General features: G+C 70.5%; 16 protein-coding genes and 2 pseudogenes. 12 read left to right on the plus strand and 6 right to left on the minus strand.

The window, feature by feature from the left end; genetic code table 11:
- Positions 1–104: 104 nt before the first annotated feature.
- Together OG410_RS41905 and OG410_RS41910 are read right to left on the minus strand one after the other, a co-directional pair.
- The gene (locus tag OG410_RS41905) at positions 105–689 is read right to left on the minus strand and encodes a hypothetical protein (RefSeq protein ID WP_329303972.1); all 585 of its coding nucleotides are present in this window, start codon (positions 687–689) and stop codon (positions 105–107) included.
- On the minus strand, positions 686–1,243 hold the full coding sequence (locus OG410_RS41910) for a hypothetical protein (protein WP_329303973.1): 558 nt from the start codon (positions 1,241–1,243) through the stop codon (positions 686–688). Before OG410_RS41910 ends, OG410_RS41905 begins: the two co-directional genes overlap by 4 nt.
- Positions 1,244–1,575: 332 nt before the next feature.
- Here OG410_RS41910 and OG410_RS41915 point away from each other — a divergent pair, with 332 nt between their 5' ends.
- Genes OG410_RS41915 through OG410_RS41925 form a run of 3 tightly spaced genes read left to right on the plus strand, consistent with a single transcriptional unit; the run spans position 1,576 to position 3,390 of the window.
- Positions 1,576–2,124 carry a hypothetical protein gene (locus OG410_RS41915; RefSeq protein ID WP_329303974.1) on the plus strand — a complete coding sequence of 183 codons (549 nt, stop codon included), beginning with the start codon at positions 1,576–1,578 and terminating at the stop codon, positions 2,122–2,124.
- 2 nt (positions 2,125–2,126) lie between these two features.
- Complete coding sequence (locus tag OG410_RS41920) at positions 2,127–2,828, plus strand: hypothetical protein (RefSeq protein ID WP_329303975.1); 702 nt, start codon at positions 2,127–2,129, stop codon at positions 2,826–2,828.
- A 10-nt stretch (positions 2,829–2,838) separates the two neighbouring features.
- Positions 2,839–3,390 (plus strand): GNAT family N-acetyltransferase, encoded by a 552-nt coding sequence (locus OG410_RS41925; RefSeq protein ID WP_329303976.1) that lies wholly within the window; start codon positions 2,839–2,841, stop codon positions 3,388–3,390.
- 72 nt (positions 3,391–3,462) lie between these two features.
- Here the strand turns inward: OG410_RS41925 and OG410_RS41930 are convergent.
- A pseudogene (locus OG410_RS41930) lies at positions 3,463–4,310 on the minus strand (IS5 family transposase).
- Positions 4,311–4,936: 626 nt separating this feature from the next.
- Between OG410_RS41930 and OG410_RS41935 the strand changes: the two are divergent.
- The 4 genes from OG410_RS41935 to OG410_RS41950 all read left to right on the plus strand — a co-directional run bounded on the left by OG410_RS41935 (position 4,937) and on the right by OG410_RS41950 (position 8,266).
- Positions 4,937–5,611 (plus strand): HalD/BesD family halogenase, encoded by a 675-nt coding sequence (locus OG410_RS41935; RefSeq protein ID WP_329297216.1) that lies wholly within the window; start codon positions 4,937–4,939, stop codon positions 5,609–5,611.
- A 267-nt stretch (positions 5,612–5,878) separates the two neighbouring features.
- The gene (locus OG410_RS41940; RefSeq protein ID WP_329297215.1) at positions 5,879–6,472 is read left to right on the plus strand and encodes a bestrophin-like domain; all 594 of its coding nucleotides are present in this window, start codon (positions 5,879–5,881) and stop codon (positions 6,470–6,472) included.
- Positions 6,473–7,033: 561 nt separating this feature from the next.
- Positions 7,034–7,639 (plus strand): dihydrofolate reductase family protein, encoded by a 606-nt coding sequence (locus tag OG410_RS41945; protein ID WP_329297214.1) that lies wholly within the window; start codon positions 7,034–7,036, stop codon positions 7,637–7,639.
- Positions 7,640–7,972: 333 nt separating this feature from the next.
- Positions 7,973–8,266: a hypothetical protein gene (locus OG410_RS41950; RefSeq protein WP_329297213.1), complete on the plus strand. Its 294-nt coding sequence runs from the start codon at positions 7,973–7,975 to the stop codon at positions 8,264–8,266.
- Between the two features lie 800 nt (positions 8,267–9,066).
- On the opposite strand, the gene OG410_RS41955 is transcribed toward OG410_RS41950, so the two are convergent.
- Both OG410_RS41955 and OG410_RS42775 read right to left on the minus strand, forming a co-directional pair.
- On the minus strand, positions 9,067–9,738 hold the full coding sequence (locus OG410_RS41955) for a ScbR family autoregulator-binding transcription factor (RefSeq protein WP_329297212.1): 672 nt from the start codon (positions 9,736–9,738) through the stop codon (positions 9,067–9,069).
- A gap of 864 nt (positions 9,739–10,602) precedes the next feature.
- Positions 10,603–11,382 carry a DUF2252 family protein gene (locus tag OG410_RS42775; RefSeq protein ID WP_443063691.1) on the minus strand — a complete coding sequence of 260 codons (780 nt, stop codon included), beginning with the start codon at positions 11,380–11,382 and terminating at the stop codon, positions 10,603–10,605.
- Between the two features lie 870 nt (positions 11,383–12,252).
- On the opposite strand from OG410_RS42775, the gene OG410_RS41960 reads away from it, so the two are divergent.
- Together OG410_RS41960 and OG410_RS41965 are read left to right on the plus strand one after the other, a co-directional pair.
- Positions 12,253–13,788, plus strand: coding sequence for an FAD-dependent monooxygenase (locus tag OG410_RS41960; protein WP_329297211.1), 1,536 nt, complete (start codon positions 12,253–12,255; stop codon positions 13,786–13,788).
- A 224-nt stretch (positions 13,789–14,012) separates the two neighbouring features.
- The gene (locus OG410_RS41965) at positions 14,013–14,885 is read left to right on the plus strand and encodes an SDR family oxidoreductase (RefSeq protein WP_329297210.1); all 873 of its coding nucleotides are present in this window, start codon (positions 14,013–14,015) and stop codon (positions 14,883–14,885) included.
- 1,124 nt (positions 14,886–16,009) lie between these two features.
- Here the strand turns inward: OG410_RS41965 and OG410_RS41970 are convergent.
- Positions 16,010–16,996, minus strand: coding sequence for a ScbA/BarX family gamma-butyrolactone biosynthesis protein (locus OG410_RS41970; protein WP_329297209.1), 987 nt, complete (start codon positions 16,994–16,996; stop codon positions 16,010–16,012).
- Between the two features lie 697 nt (positions 16,997–17,693).
- Between OG410_RS41970 and OG410_RS41975 the strand changes: the two are divergent.
- From OG410_RS41975 to OG410_RS41985, 3 genes and pseudogenes are all read left to right on the plus strand, one after another.
- Positions 17,694–18,044, plus strand: a pseudogene (locus tag OG410_RS41975) (carboxyl transferase domain-containing protein); the annotation flags it as partial.
- Between the two features lie 76 nt (positions 18,045–18,120).
- Positions 18,121–18,753: a ScbR family autoregulator-binding transcription factor gene (locus OG410_RS41980; protein ID WP_329297208.1), complete on the plus strand. Its 633-nt coding sequence runs from the start codon at positions 18,121–18,123 to the stop codon at positions 18,751–18,753.
- A gap of 275 nt (positions 18,754–19,028) precedes the next feature.
- Complete coding sequence (locus tag OG410_RS41985; RefSeq protein WP_329297207.1) at positions 19,029–19,859, plus strand: AfsR/SARP family transcriptional regulator; 831 nt, start codon at positions 19,029–19,031, stop codon at positions 19,857–19,859.
- Positions 19,860–19,884 lie beyond the last annotated feature (25 nt).

The following is a 19,884-nucleotide window of genomic DNA, read 5'->3' on the forward strand; positions in this document are numbered from 1 at the left end:
GCGGTTGAGCCCTGCCGCCGGGTGCCAGGTCAGTTGTCCGACGGCAGGAGGTTGGCCGCGTGCGGCGGCGGGTTCAGGGCGTACGCCGCCACCGCACGCGGAGATCAGGAGATGGTGCCGAGGAAAGAGTCGAGGAGGTCGTCGCGCGGGATCGGGCCCGGCTGGAACCGGTCGAGGAGATCCGCCAGGGGCCAGCGCGGCACGAGCCGGTCCCCGCGGCACGGGCGCAGCCAGTACGAGCCCGGCGGCCCTGTCCGCTGCATGGGGGGCAGGACGAGTTCGTGTGGGGCGCCCCGGCATATGCCGTAGTCGCTCTCCCAGACCGCGTGGGTGTCCGGCGGTACGAGCCAGATGAGCCAGTCCCGCTCCGGGTCCTCGATGACCGGGCCGCAGGCGGGGGCGTCAGAGCGTGCGCCTCGCAGACGTTGGACTTCGTCCATGAGGTCCACGACGGCGTGGGCCTCGGGGCCGGAGGCGGTCACGACGGCGTCGAAGAACCGGCCGCCTAACGGTAACCGGATGGGCTTCCCGTGCTGGAGATCCATCAGGTTCCGTACGCGCGCGGCCAGGTCGCCCATGTCCTGTGCGACGTCCTCGGGCGCGGCGTCCAGGGTGGGCTTGAAGTCGATGCTGCCCGGTACTCCGCGGAGGGGCTTCGCTGCACGCTGGGGAAGGGGTGAGCGCGTCATGCGGAACCGTCCCAGGTCGCGGGAAGAAGGGCTTGCACGGTCTTGCCGACGACCGCGTCGGCGTCGGTCTTCCGGAGATCCCATGAGAGCGTGGCGCGGTAGTGGGCTGGCCACCACAGCCCGGGGGCCGCGGGCCGCTGATCGGGACTCTGGTTCGCGACCTGGTCGAAGCCCGGGAAGGCGGGGAACGCGTCGTCGACCTCGATGAACAGTTCGTCCGTGTCGGGGTGGGCGAGCAGTCGCAGGACGACCTTCCCGTCGGGGAACGGCTTCCCGTGCCGGACGGCGTTGTCCACCAGGTGTGCGGCGATGCGGGCGGCGGCGTCGACATTGCCGGACCAGGAACAGACTGTGAGCCGGGGGCGGATACGCAGCCGGGAGTTCGCGGCTGCTCCGCTGTCGGCGACCAGGCGGGTGCTCCATCGGAACGGGGGTTGTTCTGCGGGCAGCGGCAGGAAAGTGGTCGCAGCGCCGGCCGGGCGCAGCACGGTGACGGACGCTCCCCCGGGCGGGGGTGCCGCGGAGGCTGCGGGTTCGATTGCGCGCGGATTCACGGCGGGGACTCCCAGGTTCACGATTGTGCTCGGTCAGGCACTCTCTGCGAGGACTGACACCACCGTGACAACCGTGCGGGGACGGATCTACCCCCATACCGGCCTCGGCTTCGGGGAGAGAAGTTGACGCCTTCCCTCGGACGTTCCTCGGACTTCCCTCGGAACCGGTAAGTACCGTCTGTATAGGGCACCTTGATTGAGACAACGTTCTACCGTCGGATCAGTGACGTGCCAGTCGGATGATCGGGGAGGAAGTCGTGTTGCTCTTCCGGAAGATCCTGGAGTTACGCGGCATACGCACCCCTGACGATTTCCTCCCGGAGTACCGGAAGGTGGCCGAACGGCTCGGGTCCAGGGACGCGGAACCGGCCCTGAAGACCGTCGAAGGATGGATCTACGAGGGGCGCAAGCCACAGCGGGTGTTCCGGCCGGTCATCGCTGAGTTGCTGGGCCACAGCATCGATCAACTGTGGTCGGAGGCCCAGGAGGGCGCCGTGCCGCACTTCGTCCAGCGAGCAGACACGTCACCGACTGCACACCACGCCGACCTCGGCGTGGACCTTCACGAGATGCAAAGGACGGGCGCGATGGCAGTGCGACGCGCAAAAGACTTCCTCCTCGGGGCAGACCGCGACCGGGTGGGCGAGGACACTCTCGGAGTGCTCGATGACGAGGTGCGGCGCCTGGTCGCCGAGTACCCCCGTGTCCCCCTGCCCGAGTTGTGGCCTGACCTGCTGGAAACCCAGGAACAGGTGTTCCGGCTCCTGGAAGGCGGCCGGGTTCGGCCGTCGCAACTGCGTGACCTGAACGTGGCGGGCGCCATCCTCTCCTTCCTGGTGGCCAAGGGCTTCAACGACATGCAGAACCCCACGAGGCCCTGACGATGACCCGGGTCGCCGCGGCCTGTGCCAGGGACGCCGAACACCCCGGGCTCATCGCCCTCAGCGACGGCCTGAAGTCCCTCATCGCCTACTGGGCGGGGCGGCCCGAGGACGCCTACCACTATGCGGGCCAGGGCGCCGAGAACGCCGTCACCTTGCAGGGAACTGCGGGCCTGTGGCTGCTCGGCCTCAAGGCGCGCGCCGCCGCGGTCCTTGGCGACGACGAGACCGTACGCGAGACGAACCGGCAGGCGAGCGACCGCAGAGAGCACGTCGTCCCGGACGACTTGGACGAGCTCGGCGGCCTGTTCACCTACAGCCGCGCGAAGCAGCTCTACTACTCGGTGGAGGCCGAAGCCCTCCTCGGCCACGGCGGTGAGCAGCTCGCCGCGCAGGCCGAGGAAGCAGTCGAGGCGTTCGGTGACCCCAACGCCCCCCACTGGGCGTTCGGCGACCTGGCCGGCGCGCAGTGCGACCTCGCGCTTGTCCGGCTGTACAGCAGCGACGTGGACGGCGCAGCGGACGCCATCCGCCCTGTGCTGAACTTGCCAGCCTCCCACCGCAACAACGGGATCATCGTCTCCGCCGGGCGCGTCCGGACTGCTCTGGGCGCCGGGCCTGTGCGGACGGCTGTCGCCGCGCGCGATCTACGGGCCGAGATCGAGGCATTCCCGGCCAGCCGGCCCGCGCTGCCTCGCGGGTAAAGTCCGGGGCATGTACCCGGTCACTCGTTCCAGCGCACGTCTTGGCCTGCGGGAACTCGCTCCCACGGACGTGGATGCGGTGTTCGCCATCTACGGCAGTCCCGCAGCCACGGCGCACCTGTCGTTCGAGCCCCGCGACCGCGAACAGGTCGAGCAGATCGTGGCCCGGTCCATCACTGCCGCCGCGGCGACGCCTCGCACGGAGTACGCGCTCGCCGTCACTGAGCAGGAGACAGGCGCACTGATCGGGTTCGGTCGTCTGGCCCTCGATCCCCACCAGCAGCGCGGAGCCACCCTCGGCTTCGCGCTGCGCCCGGAGGTATGGGGACGGGGCTACGGCGTAGAGACGGTGCGGCTCCTGCTCGCTGCGGGGTTCGACGACCTGGACCTGCACCGCATTTGGGGCGCCCGGTCGCCGCTCAATGAGGCCTCGGCCAAGACGATGGGCGCGGCGGGGATGGTCGAGGAAGGCACCATCCGCGAGCACGTGTGGAAGGCGGGGGCGTGGCGGGACTCCGTCGTGCACGCGATTCTCGACCACGAGTTCCCACCCAGTTCCTGAACCGCCCCGCCGTTGTCCGAACGGCTGGCGCATCGGACGCTGAGTTGGGCTAAGAGGGCATCTGATCAACGTTCACGCTGTTGTGGGCTGGATATCCGTTTCGAATCGCCAGGTTGGTGTGGATTCTCCGGTCAGCTCGCGGGACATTTTGTTAGCCATCGCCCAGTGGATCATGGTCCGGGACCTTTGCGGCAGGGCTTCGTAGTCCCGCGCCAGGCGGCGGTGCTGCATAAGCCAGCCGAAGGTTCGCTCGATCACCCACCGCTTCGGCAGTGGCTCGAACCCCCTCGCCCGTGGTCGCTGCACCACCTCGACATCGATGCCCAGTTGGGCGCCGTGGTTGAAGATGCTGTTCTGGTATCCGCCGTCGGCCCAGACCTTGGTCACGCTGGGATGCGCCGCGGCGAGGTCGTCGAGCAGGAGCTTGCCGCCGGTCGTGTCGTGCACGTTCGCGGCGGTGACGAGGACGGCCAGCACCAGACCGAGCGTGTCCGTGATCAGGTGCCGCTTGCGCCCTTTGATCTTCTTGCCGGCGTCGATGCCCTGGCTGGTCTCGGCGACGTTCGCCGAGGTCTTCACGCTCTGCGCGTCGACGACGGCCGCGGTGGGGTCCGCGCTGCGGCCGTGAGCTCGACGGGTCTTGTCCCGTAACAGGTCGTGGACTTGCTGGGGGGTGCCGTCGGCTTCCCACTTCGCGTAGTAGTCGTAGACAGTCTTGTAGGGCGGGAAGTCGTGCAGCAGATACTCCCAGGGCCGGTTCGGTTGACGTAGAGGATCGCGTTGACGATCTCGCGCAGGTCGTGCACGCGGGCAGCCGTGCCGGGTCCGGTCCGTCTCGCTCGCCAGGCGGTGAAGACCGGTTCGATCAAGACCCAGCGGGCGTCGGAGACATCACTGCGATACGGGCGACGAACACTCACGCCTCGCCCAACGACCACCGACGCCAGCAGTCACAAAAACATCCCGAACTACCAACTACCTAGATCAGATGCCCTCTTAGGGCGCAGGCAGGAGCGGAAGAGAGGGTAGAGGGTTGTCGAGACGCGTGGGCGGGGCTGGTCAAGGGGCCTGAACTGCATAAACCCTGATCAGGTTGTCGGGTCTGCCGGTAGGGAGGGCGGTAGGGGGATCCGTGGCTCGCTCGGTGACCGCTGGCAGGAGCCAAGCGCGGGCCGAATGCCGGATCAGCCGATGGTGAACACGTAACGTGCCGGATCTATCACGTGTAGTGAGGGTGCGGTCGTCGATACGCAGGAGGATGTCGGTCTTCCCGTTGAGGGTCTCCCCGGTCGACTCGGCCTCGAAGAACGCGTTCAGCGACACCAGGAGGATGTCCCGCAGGCGCTCCTCGGGCAGACCGGCGACGAGTGCGGGCAGACTTCCATCTGGTTGCGGGCGCCGACCGGGAGCCTGGCGGCCAGCCGGTACGACTCGGCGTCCGATGTCGCATGCTCCGGCCGCCAGCCTTCAGCCTGATCCTGTCTTCCGCTGCGGGCAGACGCAGGCGGCGGGTTTGGCCTGTGCGGGCACGAGGGATGCATCGGCCGTGTTCTCGTTGCCTGCGCCCTCGCGCTCGGAGTCCCTGCGCCGGCAGTTCTCTGCCGACAGCTATGTCGCCCTGCCCGGGCTTATCAGTCCCGCAGGACTCGTGACGCTCAAAGGGGAGGCATACAGGCTGGAGGCCGACGCGGTGAGGCGGGACTTCCGCATGCCGTGCATGGCGGACAGCCCCCGGCACATGACCACGCTCGGCGGACACAAGATCGCCCACGCCTCACCGCTCATCACGGCCCTGTACGAGGACCGGGACCTGGTGCGGCTGCTCTCCCTGTTCCTGGGTGAGAAGGTCGTCGCCGTCCACGACCCCGTCGAACGGCACGTCCTGAACGTCATGCACCGCCCCGGCGACACCCACGGCGCACACACTGACGACTACCCGCTCGCCCTGGTCCTCTTCCTGGAAGCCCCCTCGCACCCCGCCGACGGCGGACTGCTGGAATTCCACCCCGGCCGCCGGGACCTTCACGCCCTCGACGCACCCGGCGCCCGGCGCGCGCACCACCTGCCCGGCGACGGCTACCTCCTGCGCAGCGACCTCACCGCCCACCGCGTGACCCCGCTCAGGCGCCTGGGACCGCGGCGGACCGTGCTCAACTTCGCGTACACCACGCCCGGCCGCCAAGGCGCGACCACCTCGTCCGCCTCCCTCCTCTACAGCTGAGGCCCCGTCCGGCCACGAACCGACACAGCACAGCAGAACCCGCCGGGTACAGCTGGCAGGCATCCTGCAGGAAGCGGTCGCGACGGGCACCGGGCCGGGGCTGGTTGCCGGCGACGGTTTCGGGCACGGGGCTCTCCGGCCCAACGTGAGTCGCTCGTTCGAGCGCGAGGAGACGTTTCCGCTGGTCCGGGCGGTGCATGACGCGGGACATGATCCCGGTGCCCCGCAGACGGGGTCTCTGCTCATCCCACCCGGAGGTGTCCGTCCGTGGTCCTTGTCATCGCGGTCGCCGTAGTGGTCCTGCTCGCCGGCCTCGCCGCGAACCGCTTCCTGCGTCCCCGGCTCCTCGGCGAGGACGACGACACAGGTATGGCGGTGAAGGACCTGGTCGGCCCCCTGCTCACGCTGACTGTGCTGCTGGCCTTCGTCCTTGTCACCGCCAACGGTTCCTACGGCAAGGCCGAGGTCGCCTCTCGCGGCGAGGCCCGGGCCGTCGACCAGCTCGTCGAGGCCGCCGAATACGCGCCCGAGGCGCAGTGGGCCGAAATCCAGGCGGACGCGGTCTGCTACGCCCGTGCCGTGCGCGACCAGGAGTGGCCCGCCATGGCCGACGGCCACGGTTCGCCTGCCCCCAGCGTCTGGTCCACCGACTTCCGCCGCGTCTTTCGCGAGGTGGAGGGTAGGCCGGTCTTCGGCATGCTGGTGGCCGCAGACAACAAGCGCTCCGAGGAGCGCGAGGAGCGCCTCACCCAGGCCACCGCCATCGCCGAAGCCGAACGCCAGGCCACCCGCGACTTCCTCACCCACCACACAGCCGCCGACCTGCCGTGCGACGACCAAGGCAACCGCCGGAGCGCCTGACGCGGCCCCCTGTCGACCGTCAGGAAAGTGCGGGGCCAGCCGAGTTCCTCATCCTGGCCCGAGCGGCGCTGCACGGCCTGGGGGTGGGGCCGAGCCGGTTCGGCTCGGGCAGCTCACGCCCCAATTGAGGCCTGGGCTGCAGATTTCCGCAATGCACAGTGCCTCGAAAGGCGGCCCCCGGCCAAGCCAGGCACTCGGAGCGGGGCCGTACTCACGGAAGTGCTCCGCCGCCGTCGCAGGTGAGTGGATGAAGCACCCGCTGTCGACGTCGGGCAGCGAGGTCTCACCGATCACCCAGTAGAGCGGGGTGGGCCGTTCACGGGTGGGGCTGAGCTGGGGCTTTGGCAGAACTCAAACCGCCGTTCCCAGTCGCGTGGAGATCATTACCAAACTGTATGCATAGTGCAATCATATAGGTCTCGGGCTCTATGAAGCAGTGCCGCTCCGCCGATCTGTTCGGCTGCAGCGTCATGGGTTTTCTCGTTACTCCACAGCGTGGCCGATGAGTTTGTGGCTCCCGGCCGGTCCAAGCTCGTGACACCCCCAGGAAAGGGCACCGCCATGTCGGAGCTTCTCGTCGACTTCATCACCTCCCTCGACGGCCACGCATCGGGAGAGGGATGGCCCGGGTTCTGGGGCCTCGAGGGCCCGGAGTACCTCGCATGGCTCGGCGAGCAGCCCAAGGCCACCTACCTGATGGGAGCGAACACCTACCGCCTGATGTCGGGCTTCGCCGCAGGCGAGGTCCCGAATGGCCAAGACGAGTTCAGGCCCGAAGAAGAGGCGTCCGTCGACGAGCTCACGCAAGCGTCCAAGGTGGTGTTCTCCTCCTCACTCGAGGAGCCACTGACGTGGGCCAACTCCACGCTTGTCCGCGACGACGCCGTCGAGGCGGTCCGCTCCATGAAGTCGAGTGGCTCAGGGCTCCTCAGCACGATCGGCAGCCTCAGTCTGTGCCGGTCCCTGCTACGAGCCGGACTCGTCGACCGCTTCCGGGTCGTGATGTTCCCGGTGATCACCGGGGCCACGGGCGAAGAACGTATCTACGACGGCTATCCGGACGTTGCCCTCGAGATGATCGAGCACCGTACCTTCGACGGCCGCATCCAACTGGTCGAGTACAAGCCCCGCGTGCTCGAGCACCCGCCGCTCGGCGTCCCTGCGTGACGTCGCCCCGTCCGCCGGTCTGGACGGCCGCCAGGCCGGCGTCGGCTTCGGTCGCTGGGCCCTCACACGCGCTCTTCACTCCCCATATTCCCCACACGCTTCAAGACGCAACGAAGTGGAGGGAAGAGCGTCCCTGGCCGATTTCAGGGCTTTGACCGCGATTGCGTGATGGTCGGAAGCGTGGGCGAAAGTGGATATGCCAGAGTGGGAATCATGCCCCGTTCCGAGTTTGATGACGAGTTGACCCCATTCCTTCAGGGGTCTGCTTCGGCGTCATGGTCTGTTAGAGCAGCATCGGGCCGGCGTCTGGCAGCCGCCGCAGAGGTTCCCGAAGTGTCCGAGGTCCTGCACCGGCTGTTGCTGGATGGTCGCGACACTTTCGTCACTCAAGAGACGGCGGAGGCTCTGCTCGGACGCTGGGACGTGCTTGGACTGCGCATGGTCCTGGCCGCGCTCGCCAGCGCGGATGACGACACTGGCGATCACCTTGATGCTGCGATCCTCAATGTCTGCGGTCAGTCCGAGGAGGACGGGGAACGGCTCACGGCACTGTGCTCAGCGTTGACATCGGATGAGGACGACGCCGTGAGCGGGGAAGCGCGCAGGATTCTCGGACCGCTGCGATGACCTGACTCACCCTGCGTGAGGATTCAAGTCCGAAGCAGCGTGAAGGAAGCTCGGCCGTACATTGCTCTCTTGAGTGTTTTCACGCGGCTGACGTGACCTTCGACGACGCCTGAGCTCCAGTGCAGGGTTGGTCCGGCAGTGACGGCGTCGAGGTCGCCACGGAGGAAGCCGGCGAATCCGCTGATGGGCGGGTCAAGATGTCACCCGATCGTGCGGCAGACCTGGGTGTCGGTGTCGGTGTGGTGTTTGCTGTCCGGCCGCGTGTGGTCGGCCGGGTTGGGGCTGTTTTTGGGCGCTGTCGGGCGGCTCGCATGTGGGAGGGGTCGGTCACTGCCTGTGGCCGGTCCGGCTGTTTCGTGGCCTGCGACTTCCTGAGCAGTACCGGGTGCAGTTGATCCCATACGTCGGCTTCGTTCCGTGCGGCCGGGCGCGGCTGGCAGGTCATGTCCGAGCCGAAGTCCAGGTCCTGGGGCGGGTATTCCCGTTGGATGCCGGTATGCGGTGCGGACAGGATCCTGCAGAAGGGCTGCGGGTCCGGGACCGCGGTCTGTCCTCGATCTGCTTCGGTGCCGGTTCGGGCGGCAACGGCTCGATGTGTGAGCACGGTTCAGGGGGTGTGGGGCATCGATGGCTCGGTGTTGCCGCTCTCGCGCGATCATCGTGTCGCGGCTTCGGCGCCGCGCGGCCCGATGTCGGGTGGCTGGTGTCCTCCCGGCGTTCTGGTGCCTTGCCGGGGCCGGGGCCGGGGCCGGGGTGTGGGGGGTGTGGGGGGTGTGGTTGTGGTGGGGGTTGGTTGGTGGTTAGGGGGTGGGGTGGAGGGTTTGGAGTTCGGGGTGGAGGGTTTGGAGTTCGGTGTGGACGGTGGCGCCTCTGGTTTCGGTGAGGTCGACGGAGGCGAGGACGGAGGGGATGACGAGGCTGGGGAGGATGTGGCGTAGCAGGGCGCTGACTCTGGTGGGCAGGTCCTGGTAGTTGCATTGGGCTTGGGACATGGCCTGGATGCCGGCGAAGGATCCGACGAGGACGTCGGCGGTCTGGTGGGGGATGACGTGGGGGAGGAGTTCGCCCTGGGCTTTGGCTTTTTCCAGGAGTTCGGTTCCGACCTGGCTCCAGCGCAGGAAGGGTCCGCTGCGGTCGAGGCCTTGTGCTTGCTGGTCGAGGGAGAGGCGGACGCCTGCGCGGACCATGGGGTCGGTCTGGAGGCGGTGGGCGTGGGTGACGACGATGTCGATGAGTTCCTGGATTTTGCAGGCGCGGTCGGGGATGGGGAGTTTGAGGTCTTGTTCGTGCAGGACGCCTTCGGCGAGGCTTTCCTTGGAGGGGAAGTGGAAGTAGAGGGCTCCCTTGGTCACGCCGGCGCTGGTGAGGATCTCGCTGATGGTTGCGGCCTGGTAGCCGCGTTCCTCGAAGACGCTGGCTGCTGCTGCGAGGATCACCTGCCGGGTCCGGACCGCCCGTTCCTGCTTGACCATGTCGGCCTTTCCCCTTTTGTCGTTGAGCCCGGAGACCGGAGACCCAATAAAAAACCGCCCAGTTTGTATATTACAGGCGGTTGGCTTCGTGTGCACGCCGTCCGGCTGTACGACATTCAATGAATCGAGAAAATCATCGCAGCCCGGGGGCGGGAGCGGCGGACGTGCCCGCCTGCCGGACGGGCCCGGAGCCGTCAGCACCGTCAGTGCCGTCAGCGCGGTCGCGCGGACGGAACGGCCCGGCCGGCGGCCCGGCATCCTGCCGCGCTTCGGGGGCCTTGGAGGAGGCGTGCGCCGTGCCGGCGGGCCGCTGTCCGTGCCGGCGGGTGCGGCGGGGGTACTCGGGTGTTTCGGGGAGGGTGACAGGGCGGCGGGTTGCACCGGGACGGGCGGGTCCGGACCGTCCGCCGGGCCGGTGTGCGGCCCGGGGGTCCCGGGCCGCCGGTCGGGTTGGTGTGGGGTCTGGGGTGTCCTGGGGGGGTGGGGTCGGGCTGGGTGGTCGGGGGTGGCGGGTGCTGTTCCTTTGTGTGGGGTGTGTCCGCTGGTGTGCGGGTCGTTCGCGGAGGGTGCGGCAGTGTGCGGGTTGAGGGTGCGGCCGTCGGGTGCGGTGCCCGCTGCGGGCGGTTGACCGTGAGCGGTGCGGCGGGCCTGTCGGTCGTTTTGGGCCTGTCCGCCGGGACGGGGTGGGGCCGGGGTGCCCCGTTCGCGCACGGTGAAGGCGGCACGGCCGGCACGGCCGGCGTGGCCGGCAGGGCCGGTGTGGCGGTCGGCCCGGTCGGTGGCCTGCGTGTCCTGGCCGCCGGGATCTCGCTGGATGGGGTCTTCGCCCCGGTGGCGGTCGACGCGCCCGCCGCGCTGCTGCTGTTACTGCTGCTGATGTACCGGCTGGCCGCGGGGAGCAGGGTGTCCAGGCCGGTCGGTCGACGGGCCTTTCCGGGGCCGGCACCGGCCCGCTTCCCGAGCCGGGTCGGGGCCGGTATCGGCCTGCTTTTCGAACCGGGTCGGGGCCGGTATCGGCCTGCTTTTCGAGCGGGTGGCGGTCCTGTTCGTTTGGGGTGCGCCGGTCCGGGGTGTGGCCGGGGTGTCCGTCGGCGGTCTCGGTGGGTTTGCCGAGGGTCTGGGGGCTGGTGTGGTGGCGGGTCCGGGTGAGGGTGGCCTCCGCGTGCGGGCGCCGGCGTCCCGGGCGCCGGTGTCCCGGGCGGGCCGGGGGCAGCGGCGGTCGGCGTCGATGTGCTGGTGCCGGACGGTCGGTTCGTCCTGCGGGGCCGGCCGTCGTGCGGCCTTGCGGTACTGCCCGGTGGCGGCTCGTGCCGCGCCGAAGACGTGCTCCTCCTGTTCCTCCTTGTGTCCGTTCTCCCGGGCCGTGACCGCGATGCCGGCCGCGAGGCGTTCGGCGTCCCGCTCGAAGGGGCCGGGGAGGGTCCCGGGTGCGGGCGCGCGCCAGTCGTCGTTCCACGCCGTCCGCCGTCCGCCGTCCGCCGTCCGCCGTCCGCCGTCCGCCGTCCGCCGTGCGGGTGCGGGCGTGGTGGGCGGGTGCGGTCGTGGCGGGCTCCTGGCCCGGTGCTCTGTGACGGTCCCTGTGTGCCTGCCCTCTCGCGGGAGGACGGTGCTTTGGTCGCGGGCATTTTGGAGCCGGCGTTTCATCTGGCCGTGAGGAAGGTTCTCGGCGGGCGGTTGCTGGGCGGGTCGTGGGGGAGGTCGTGGGCCGGGCGGTCGCTGGGCGGGCCGCTCTCGTGGGTGATGTGTGAGCCGGGATCGGGCTGTGGCTGCAGGGGCTGTTCTGTGGTTTCGGGTGGATCGGCGGGCGGCGTCGGATGCTGGGGCCTCTCCCGCGCGTCCCTCCGATGCTTTTCGGGCTGGGGGGCATCGCAAGGCGGAGGGCCGTCCTCGTGCCGGGCGTATCCGGGCCTATCCGGGTGTATTCGGGTGTATTCGGGTGGTCCGGCAGCGCGGCGTGGGGTCCCCCCGTGTTCGGAGGGCTCGGGGGTGCCGTGGTTGTCGTCGTGGGTCCGCCGGGGATTACGGGCGGTCCTTAAGGCAACCGGAAGCACGTGGGAAGCGGTCTTCACGGGCGGGGGGTTTTGGCCGAAGCGGGATGTGTCCGCCTGTTCTCCGGGGCGGCGCCGGGGTTCTCCGGGATGGTGCCGGGGTTCTCCGGGATGGCGCCGGGGTTCTCCGGGATGGTGCCGGGGTTCTCCGGGGCGGTGCCGGGTTCTCCGGGGCGGTGCCGGGTTCTTCGGGATGGTGCCGGGGTTCCGGGGTGTGGAGGTGGCGTTGCCGGGGTCGGTGATCGGGCAGTGGGCGCCGGCCGCGGACATGTCGTCGCGCGGGGTGCTGCGGCCCTTGGAGCCGATGCCCGCCGCGCCGGTCGCGGTGAGGCAGGAGGAGAGGCAGGAGTCGTACTCGGGGCCGGCACACCCCTTGAAAAGAACCGCCCAGCCGGTATATTTTTCTTGGGGTAGGGGTGGCCGACTGTCTGGGGACTAAAGGGGAGGTCCTGGGGTGGCGAGTCGTATGCATGCGCAGGTCGTGATCGTCGGGGGAGGGCCGGTCGGCATGCTTGTCGCTGCCGAGCTGGGCGCGTACGGGGTGCGTACTCTCGTGCTGGAGGAGCGGGCGGGGATTTCCGGGAGGCCGCGGGCGAGTACGTTGCACGCGCGGGCGTTGCAGTGTCTGGTCAGGCGGGGTTATCTGCCCGAGCTGGTGCCGGGTGCGGGTGGTGCGGGTGGTGTGGGGGTCGAGGCCACGGCGCCGTTCCACTTCGCGGGGCTGTCGGGGCTGGCGATCACCGCTCCGGCGGCCGAGCCGGGGCCGATCCTGAAGCGGCCGCAGGCCGAGCTCGAGCGTGTTTTCGAGCAGCGGGCGCGGTCTGTGGGGGCCCGGGTGCTGCGGGGGTACCGGGTGGCCGGGGTGGCCCAGGACCAAGGCGGTGTGCAGGTGGTCGCCGAGGGGCCGTCGGGGGTGGTGTTGTGCACGGCCGAGTATCTGGTGGGTGCGGACGGGGCCAGGAGCACGGTGCGTGAACAGGGGGGTGTTGCCTGTGCGGTGTATCCGGCGACGGTGTCCGCGCTGGCGGGGCTGGTGCGGCTGTCCGATCCCGATGCGCTGCCGCCGGGGTGGCACCAGACCCCGCGGGGCTGGATCGTTGCCAGGAACGATCCGGGGCAGGGCACCCATATCCGTACCCTGAACTGTGCGGGAGAGGATCCCCGGCGTCATCTCCCGCTCACCTTGGAGGAGTTGCGGCAGGAGGTCTCGCGGATCGCGGGACGCGGCATTGCGATGGAGGACCCGCGCTGGCTCAGCCGGTTCAGTGACTTCTCGCGGCTGGCCCGTACCTACCGCTCGGGCCGGATCCTGCTGGCCGGGGATGCTGCTCATGTGCACTTCCCCATCGGGGGGCAGGGGCTGAGCACCGGGGTGCAGGATGCTCTCGACCTGGGCTGGAAACTGGCGTTCACCGTGCGCGGTCTTGCGGGGGAGGGGCTGTTGGACACCTACGACCAGGAGCGGCGGCCGGCCGCCCGGCGGGTCATCGACAACACGCGGGCCCAGCTGTCCCTGATGCGGCCGGATCCCGGACTGGACGCGCTGCGCTCGCTGTTCAACACCCTTCTGGGACCGGGCCAGGAGGGCGGGCGCCTGGGCGACATGATCAGTGCCCAGGACACGGTTCTGCCGCGGCACACCCGGTGTCCGTCCGCGTGGGAGGGAAGGTTCCTGCAGAATGTGGGCCTTGCCTCGCGGGAGGGCCCGACCGATGTGATCGAGCTGTTGCGTGCCGGGGAGGGGCGTTTTTTGCTGCTGCTCTTCGGGGAGTGCGGGAGCCGGTATCTGCGCGAGGCGCAGGCCTGGGCGGACGGGCTGTGCCCGGTGTGGGCGGAGCCGACTCCGGCGGTGCCGTTCGATGCCCTGCTGGTGCGGCCTGACGGCTACGTCGCCTGGGCGCCTGGGGGTGGCAGTCTGGATGCCGCGCTGGCGCTGTATCTGCGCGGCATCCCGGCGGCCCGGCGGGAGCCGGTCATGCCGGGCGTGCAGGCGCTCGGCTGACGGCGGCAGGCCCTGCTGCCTGCGCGGCAGGCCTGCCGTTTCCTGCAAAGCGCCCGGCCCCGGCTCGGGGAGGCGCGGTGGGCAGGGGGGCCTGGACGGGCTGCCGGCACGGGCCGCCGCCTGGTGTGCGCCGTGAGGCAGGGGCGAGGACGTCGGTCTCCACCGATTCGAGGACATGCCCGGGCCGGCGGGAGAGCCGGCGGGCGCAGGGGGGAAAAACGCCGATGATGCTCGTGACGGGCGCCACCGGAACCGTCGGACGGGAAGTGCTGCGCCTGCTTCCCGCGGGCCAGGCGGTACGCGTCATGGCCAGGGATCCCGCACGGGTCGGCGATGTGGCCGGCCGGGCCGAGGTGGTCGGGGGGGACTATGGCGACCCGCTGTCGCTGGAGCGCGCGCTGAGAGGTGTTCGCAGGGCGTTTTTGGTCACCAACCGGGTCCCGGGTGACGATGACGCCCGTTTTGTGCGGGCTGCGCGTTCGGCGGGTGTACGGCATGTGGTGAAGCTTTCGGCTGCCGCCGTCGCGGACGCGAAGGCGGATGACCTGATCACGCGGTGGCAGCGCGTGAACGAGGGCCTGCTGCGGGACTCGGGGATGGAGTGGACCCTGCTGCGGCCGCGTGCGTTCATGTCCAACTGTCTGTCCTGGGCGGCGTCGATCCGCTCGGAGCAGGTCGTACGGTCCCTGTACGGGACGTCGGCCTGTGCGTGCGTGGATCCGCGTGACATCGCCGAGGTGGCCGTGCGTGCCCTGACCGGGGACGGGCATGCGGGGCGGGTCCACACCCTGACCGGGCCCGAGGCGATCAGCGCGGTCGAGCAGACGGCCGAGCTCGGCGCTCTGCTCGGGCGTCCGCTGCGTTTTGAGGAGCTGCCTTTGGAGTCGGTGCGTGCCCTGTTGCGCCGGCGTCATCCGCCGGCGGTCGCCGAGGCGTTGCTGGCCGGTGCGCAGCGGCGGCGGGACGGGGCCAAGGCCGATGTCGGGAGCACGGTCCGCGAGGTGACGGGCCGTGAGGCCCGTTCCTTCCGCGACTGGGCTGCGGACCATCTCGCGGCATTCGGTCCGGCGGCTGCCGCGGCCCGGCCGGGGGTGTGACGCCGGCCCGGCCGGGGGTGTGACGCCGGCCCGGTCCCGCGGCCGCACGGCGGTGCGGCCCGCGCGGCGCAGCCGCCCGCCCTTTTGGCGGAGCCCGCGCCGCGTGCGGTTCAGGGTCGGGGCCGGCGGCGTGCTCCTTGTTCCACCCGGTCGTCGCGGCCCGGTGCCTGTGCGGCAGCCGGGCCTTGACGTCCTTCCGTGACGGCGCCCCGGCGCGACCGGCGAAGCCGGACCGCAGGCCGGCCGGCGGCGAGATCGCGCATCTCCTGGAGGCCGCCCGCCGGTCGGCCGGAGGACGCCGGATCGTCCCCGGTGGCCGATCCGGTGTTCGGCCCCGCTTTGCAGGGGGTCCGGCCCCTGCCCCTTTTCCTGCCCGAAGAGCCGGGGCATCCGCGAGGAAACCCGGTGACGGGCGGGCGGCCGCAGGCGGTACAGGTGCCGGTCCGCTGCCGGTCCGCCACCCCGAGGGTCCTGGAGGGTGCCGAGGACCCGGGAGGGTGCCGAGGGCCCGGGGAGGGCCCAGGCCGGCGTGGGGGCTTTGGAGCCGGGCGGCATGAGAGGGATCGGGCCGGGCTGCATGAGAGCGGGGCAGGCCCGGGCGGCGGTGACAAGGGCGACAAGGGCGACAAGGGTGACGTGGTGGTCGCCGGCCGGGCCGGGCGCGGCCTTCGAAGAGGTCCGCGCCCGGCGCCGTGCCCGCGTCCGCGGTGGCCGTGATCGATGGGCCGGCGCGTCCTCGCCGCCGCGGCGGCGGACCGGACGCGCCGGCGGCGGACTTCGCCGGCTCGCCCCGAAGCCGCTTCTCCCGGACTTCCCCCTCCAAGACGCCCGCCACCGGGCGGGATCATCCACCGCGGCGAAGCGCTGCCGGGACCTGTCCGCCCGGTCACGGCCGGGCGGAGCGGGGGCGCCCGGCGGATGCCGGCGAGCGGCGTGCGGCGAGCGGGGTGCGGTGTGTGCGGCTGCACGGCGCAGGAGGCGGGCGAGGCGGTGGGGCACCTCCCGGCCGAAGGCCGGGGGACGTCGTGGAGCGAGGGCGACGCCGCCGGGGGTCCCCTGCACGCAGAGCCCGGGGGAGCGCGTGCCGCACCCCGCGTCCGCGCCGTGACCGGCCGGACAGGTTCCTAGCCGTCGTGCCGGGGGGAGGCGGTCACGGTGGACCGGAACACGACGTTTTCGTCCTGGTGCCCGGTCACCAGGACGCGGTCGTCACCCGATTCGGTCCTTGGCAGGCGGCGGGCCTCGATCAGACAGGGCTCGTCCAGTTCGACGTAGCGCTTGAATTCGCTGGCCATGGCGAGGGGGACGAAGCGGGAGCATTCCAGCGTCGCGGCGGTGGCCTGGCGGGCGGCCTCCATCAGGAGCATGCCCGGCACATGGTCGACCGGGTGGTCGAAGAGCACGGGGTGGCGGGTGTCCACCCGCAGCTGCCAGCGGTCCGCCGCTCCCAGGGGCGCCAGGACGACGTCGGTGGGCGACATGCGGCCGACGAGCTGCGGTGCCACGGGCGCCATGAGCGCGAGCCGGTGTCCGGCACGGCCCGCAGGCCGGGACCGCAGCCGCCGGTAGACCGACGGCGTGATGCAGGTCAGGGATCCGCCGCCCGTCGCGGCGACGTGTCCGTCACGGCGTATCTCCACCGCCACGCGCATTCCCGCGAGGCTGTTGCCGCGGAGCTTGATGTCCGGGCACGTGACGGTGATGTCCAGGGACGCCGGGGCGTCACCGACCCTGAAGTGCGGGAGCCGTACCGCGACGTCGAGGTCGGAGACGAGGAAGTGGTGGCCCAGGGGAATCCCGAACTCGGCATGGGCCAGAAGGATACCGGCCTGGCGGATTGTTTCAGCCGCGATGAGCGGGTCGTGATAACCCTCGCCGACCGGAGTGAAGAAGCTGTGCCCCCGGGGCCACTGCCCGGCCATGACGAAGCGGGTGTCGTTCTCGCGGCGCCAGTCGGTGAGCAGCACCTCGGCGACCGCGGCCCGGTGGACGAACTCCTTGGGAACCGTCGTGGTGAAGGACGGGAAGCGTGATGTGCCTGGCCCGGTGGGCGCCTCGTGGGCGCCTTCGGCCGGTGCTCCGTTGATCGTTGTACGTTCAAGTTGGAACATGCTCACAGACATTGATCCCCCTGGACGGCGTTTGTCGAAGGTGGACCGGAAAGGCCCCAGGGCGAACGAAGATACATACCACCCGGTTTTATTTCTAGCGGTACGGGGTACTCCGGTAATCCGGAACCGGCGCGCGCGGGGGCGCCATGTCTCTGTCACATGCCCTCCTCCTTCCCCGCAGGTCGGGGCGGCGGGAGGGCTGCGGGACCTTTCCGGCGGCCTCAAGCGGAACCGGAGATCTTTTCGAGGCGCAGGCCCCACCGTGTCGGGAGGCGGAGGTGGAGGCGCCGGGGACCCGGAGGTGCGGAAGCCGCACGGCGCGGGAGGGGCGCGGCCGGGCGGCCCAAGGGGAACGCGCCGTTCCCGCCCGGGTGCCGCCCCGCGCCGTGCCGCTCCCCGCGTCCGCGCGGGGAGCGGGTGGACGGCGGTTTCGGCCGGTGGGCGCGGCGTGAAGGGTGCGGGGCCCCTTCGCGCCGGCGGTGACGGGAGGAGGTGCGCGATCTCCGCAACAGTTGAAAACCGCGTAAGCGGTTTGTTAATCTCGTGTTCCGAGGTCGGACCCTCGGGTGGCCTCAGAAGGGACCCGGCATGACGGCCGTGATCGCATCCGCGCCAACCGATCCAGGGCTCACAGGGGTCCGGGGGGGGGTGTGGCGGAACTGCACGCCGTCCGTGCGGAGGCGCTGCGTGGTCCGAGCGGGAAGGCGACGGCGGTGCCTGCATCGTCATGGACAGCCAGTCCATCGGCGCGGACCTCACCTATGCCTGGCCGGCGAACGAGATCGCGGTGATGGGCGCCGAGGGCGCCGCCGACGTCATCTTCCGCCGCCGGATCGCCGACGCCGCCGATCCCGAGGCCATGCGCGCGCGCATGGTCAAGGAGTACCAGGCCGAGCTGATGCACCCCTGCTGCGCGGCCGAGCGCGGCCTGGTCGACGACGTCATCGACCCCGCCGAGACCCGCGAGATCCTCATCCGCTCACTGGCGATGCTGCACACCAGGCACGCGGACCTGCCCTCCCGCGAACACGGCAACCCCCCGCAGTGAACCGACGAACGACGGGACACGGCAGGCACCCCCGCCCGGGAGCGCCGAGACCGCGGTCCGAGCCAGGAGACGACTGATGGTCAAGCAGGAGCGTGCGGCCCGTACCCGCCAGGCTCTGATCCGTTCCGGTGCCGAAGTGTTCACGGAGGAGGGCCTGGCTCACACTTCGCTCTCGACCATCAGCCGACGGGCCGGGGTCAGCAACGGTGCGCTGCATTTCCACTTCGAGAGCAAGAAGGCGCTGCTGCGGGCCATCGAGTCACAGGCGCTGGAGAGCGTGCGGCGGATCGCGCACGACACCCTGGCGCGCAGCGAGGGCCCTCTTCAGGCGCTGGTGGACGCCACGTACCGGCTGATGAGCGCGATCGCCGGCGATGTCGTCGTCCGGGCGGGGTTCGAGCTGTCCGACGATCCCGGCCGTGGTGAGGGGCCGACGGCGCGGCAGGAATGGCAGCGCTGGGTCGAGGAGGTGCTGCTGCGGGCCGATGAGGACGGCTGGCTCGTCGAGGGGGTGTCGGCGGACGGCGCCGCGGCCGCCGTGGTGGCCGCGACGGTCGGGTTCGAGGTGCTCGGCGGCGAGGACAAGGCGTGGCTGTCGGAGGAGAAGGTCACGGGGTTCTGGGATCTGCTGCTGCCCCGGCTGACCGAGCGCCACGCCCTGGTGTGCGCGAGTGTCGCGGGGAGCGGGGCGGATCCGGCGGGACCCTGAACAGACTGCACGGTCTTTTTTGTTGGATCGTCAACCATCGCCGCCGGGCCGGATTGCCCTGAACCGGCCTTCCGGGAGGACCGGGGCCGGGTGCGAGCGCGTGTTGAGTGTCGCTGGAGCGGTCCGGATAGAATAAAAAAACAGCACGGACGGTTTGATATTGACAAACCGTCCGTCCTGTTTTTAACTTGGGGTGTGCCGGAAGCGGCTTCGTCAAGGCCGGACGTCGGGCGACTCACGCACTCAACTCATGCACGGGGATCAGGGGAGACGGCATGGATATCGCAGTACTGGGCGCACTGGACGTCAGGGAGAACGGGATCTCGGTGACCCCGACGGCACCGAAACCGCGCCAGGTCCTGGCGCTGCTCGCCCTGCACGCCGATCAGGTGGTGCCGGTCGCCGCGCTGATCGAGGAACTCTGGGGCGAGCGGCCGCCGCGCAGCGCGCGTACCACGCTCCAGACGTACGTACTGCAGCTGCGGGAACTCATCTCGGCGGCCGTCGGGCGCGACCCGCAGGCCGCCCCGGCGCGCACCGCCAAGGACGTGCTCGTCACGTTACCGGGCGGCTACCTGCTCAACACCTCGGGCGGCGCCAGCGACGTCCGCGAGTTCGAACGGCTGGCCGGTACCGGCTACCGGGCCGTGGACGCCGGCGACTTCGCGGGCGCGGCCCGCCAGCTGCGGGACGCCCTCGCGCTGTGGACCGGCTCCGCCCTGGCCGACGTACAGAGCGGCGTGCAGCTGGAGATGGAGACCAGGCGGCTGGAGGAGACCCGGCTGTGCGCGCTCGACCAGCGCATCGAGGCCGATCTGCGGCTGGGGCGCCACCGCGAACTGCTGGGCGAGCTCACCGTCCTGGTCAGCCGCTACCGCACCCACGAGAACCTGCACGGTCAGTTCATGCTGGCGCTGCACCGCTCCGGCCGGCGCAGCGAGGCCCTGGACGTCTACCAGCGGCTGCGCAACGCCCTCGTGCGCGAACTGGGCCTGGAGCCCTCCGCCGGGCTGCGCCGGATGCAGCGGTCGATCCTGATGGCGGGGCCCGAGCAGGCGTCGGGGGCCGCGGCCGCAGGCAACGAACGCTTCAGCCCCGTCGGTTGAGCACCCGCCGGTTCGCCACAAGAAC

It is taken from the genome of Streptomyces sp. NBC_00659 (genome assembly GCF_036226925.1).
Lineage (GTDB): Bacteria > Actinomycetota > Actinomycetes > Streptomycetales > Streptomycetaceae > Streptomyces.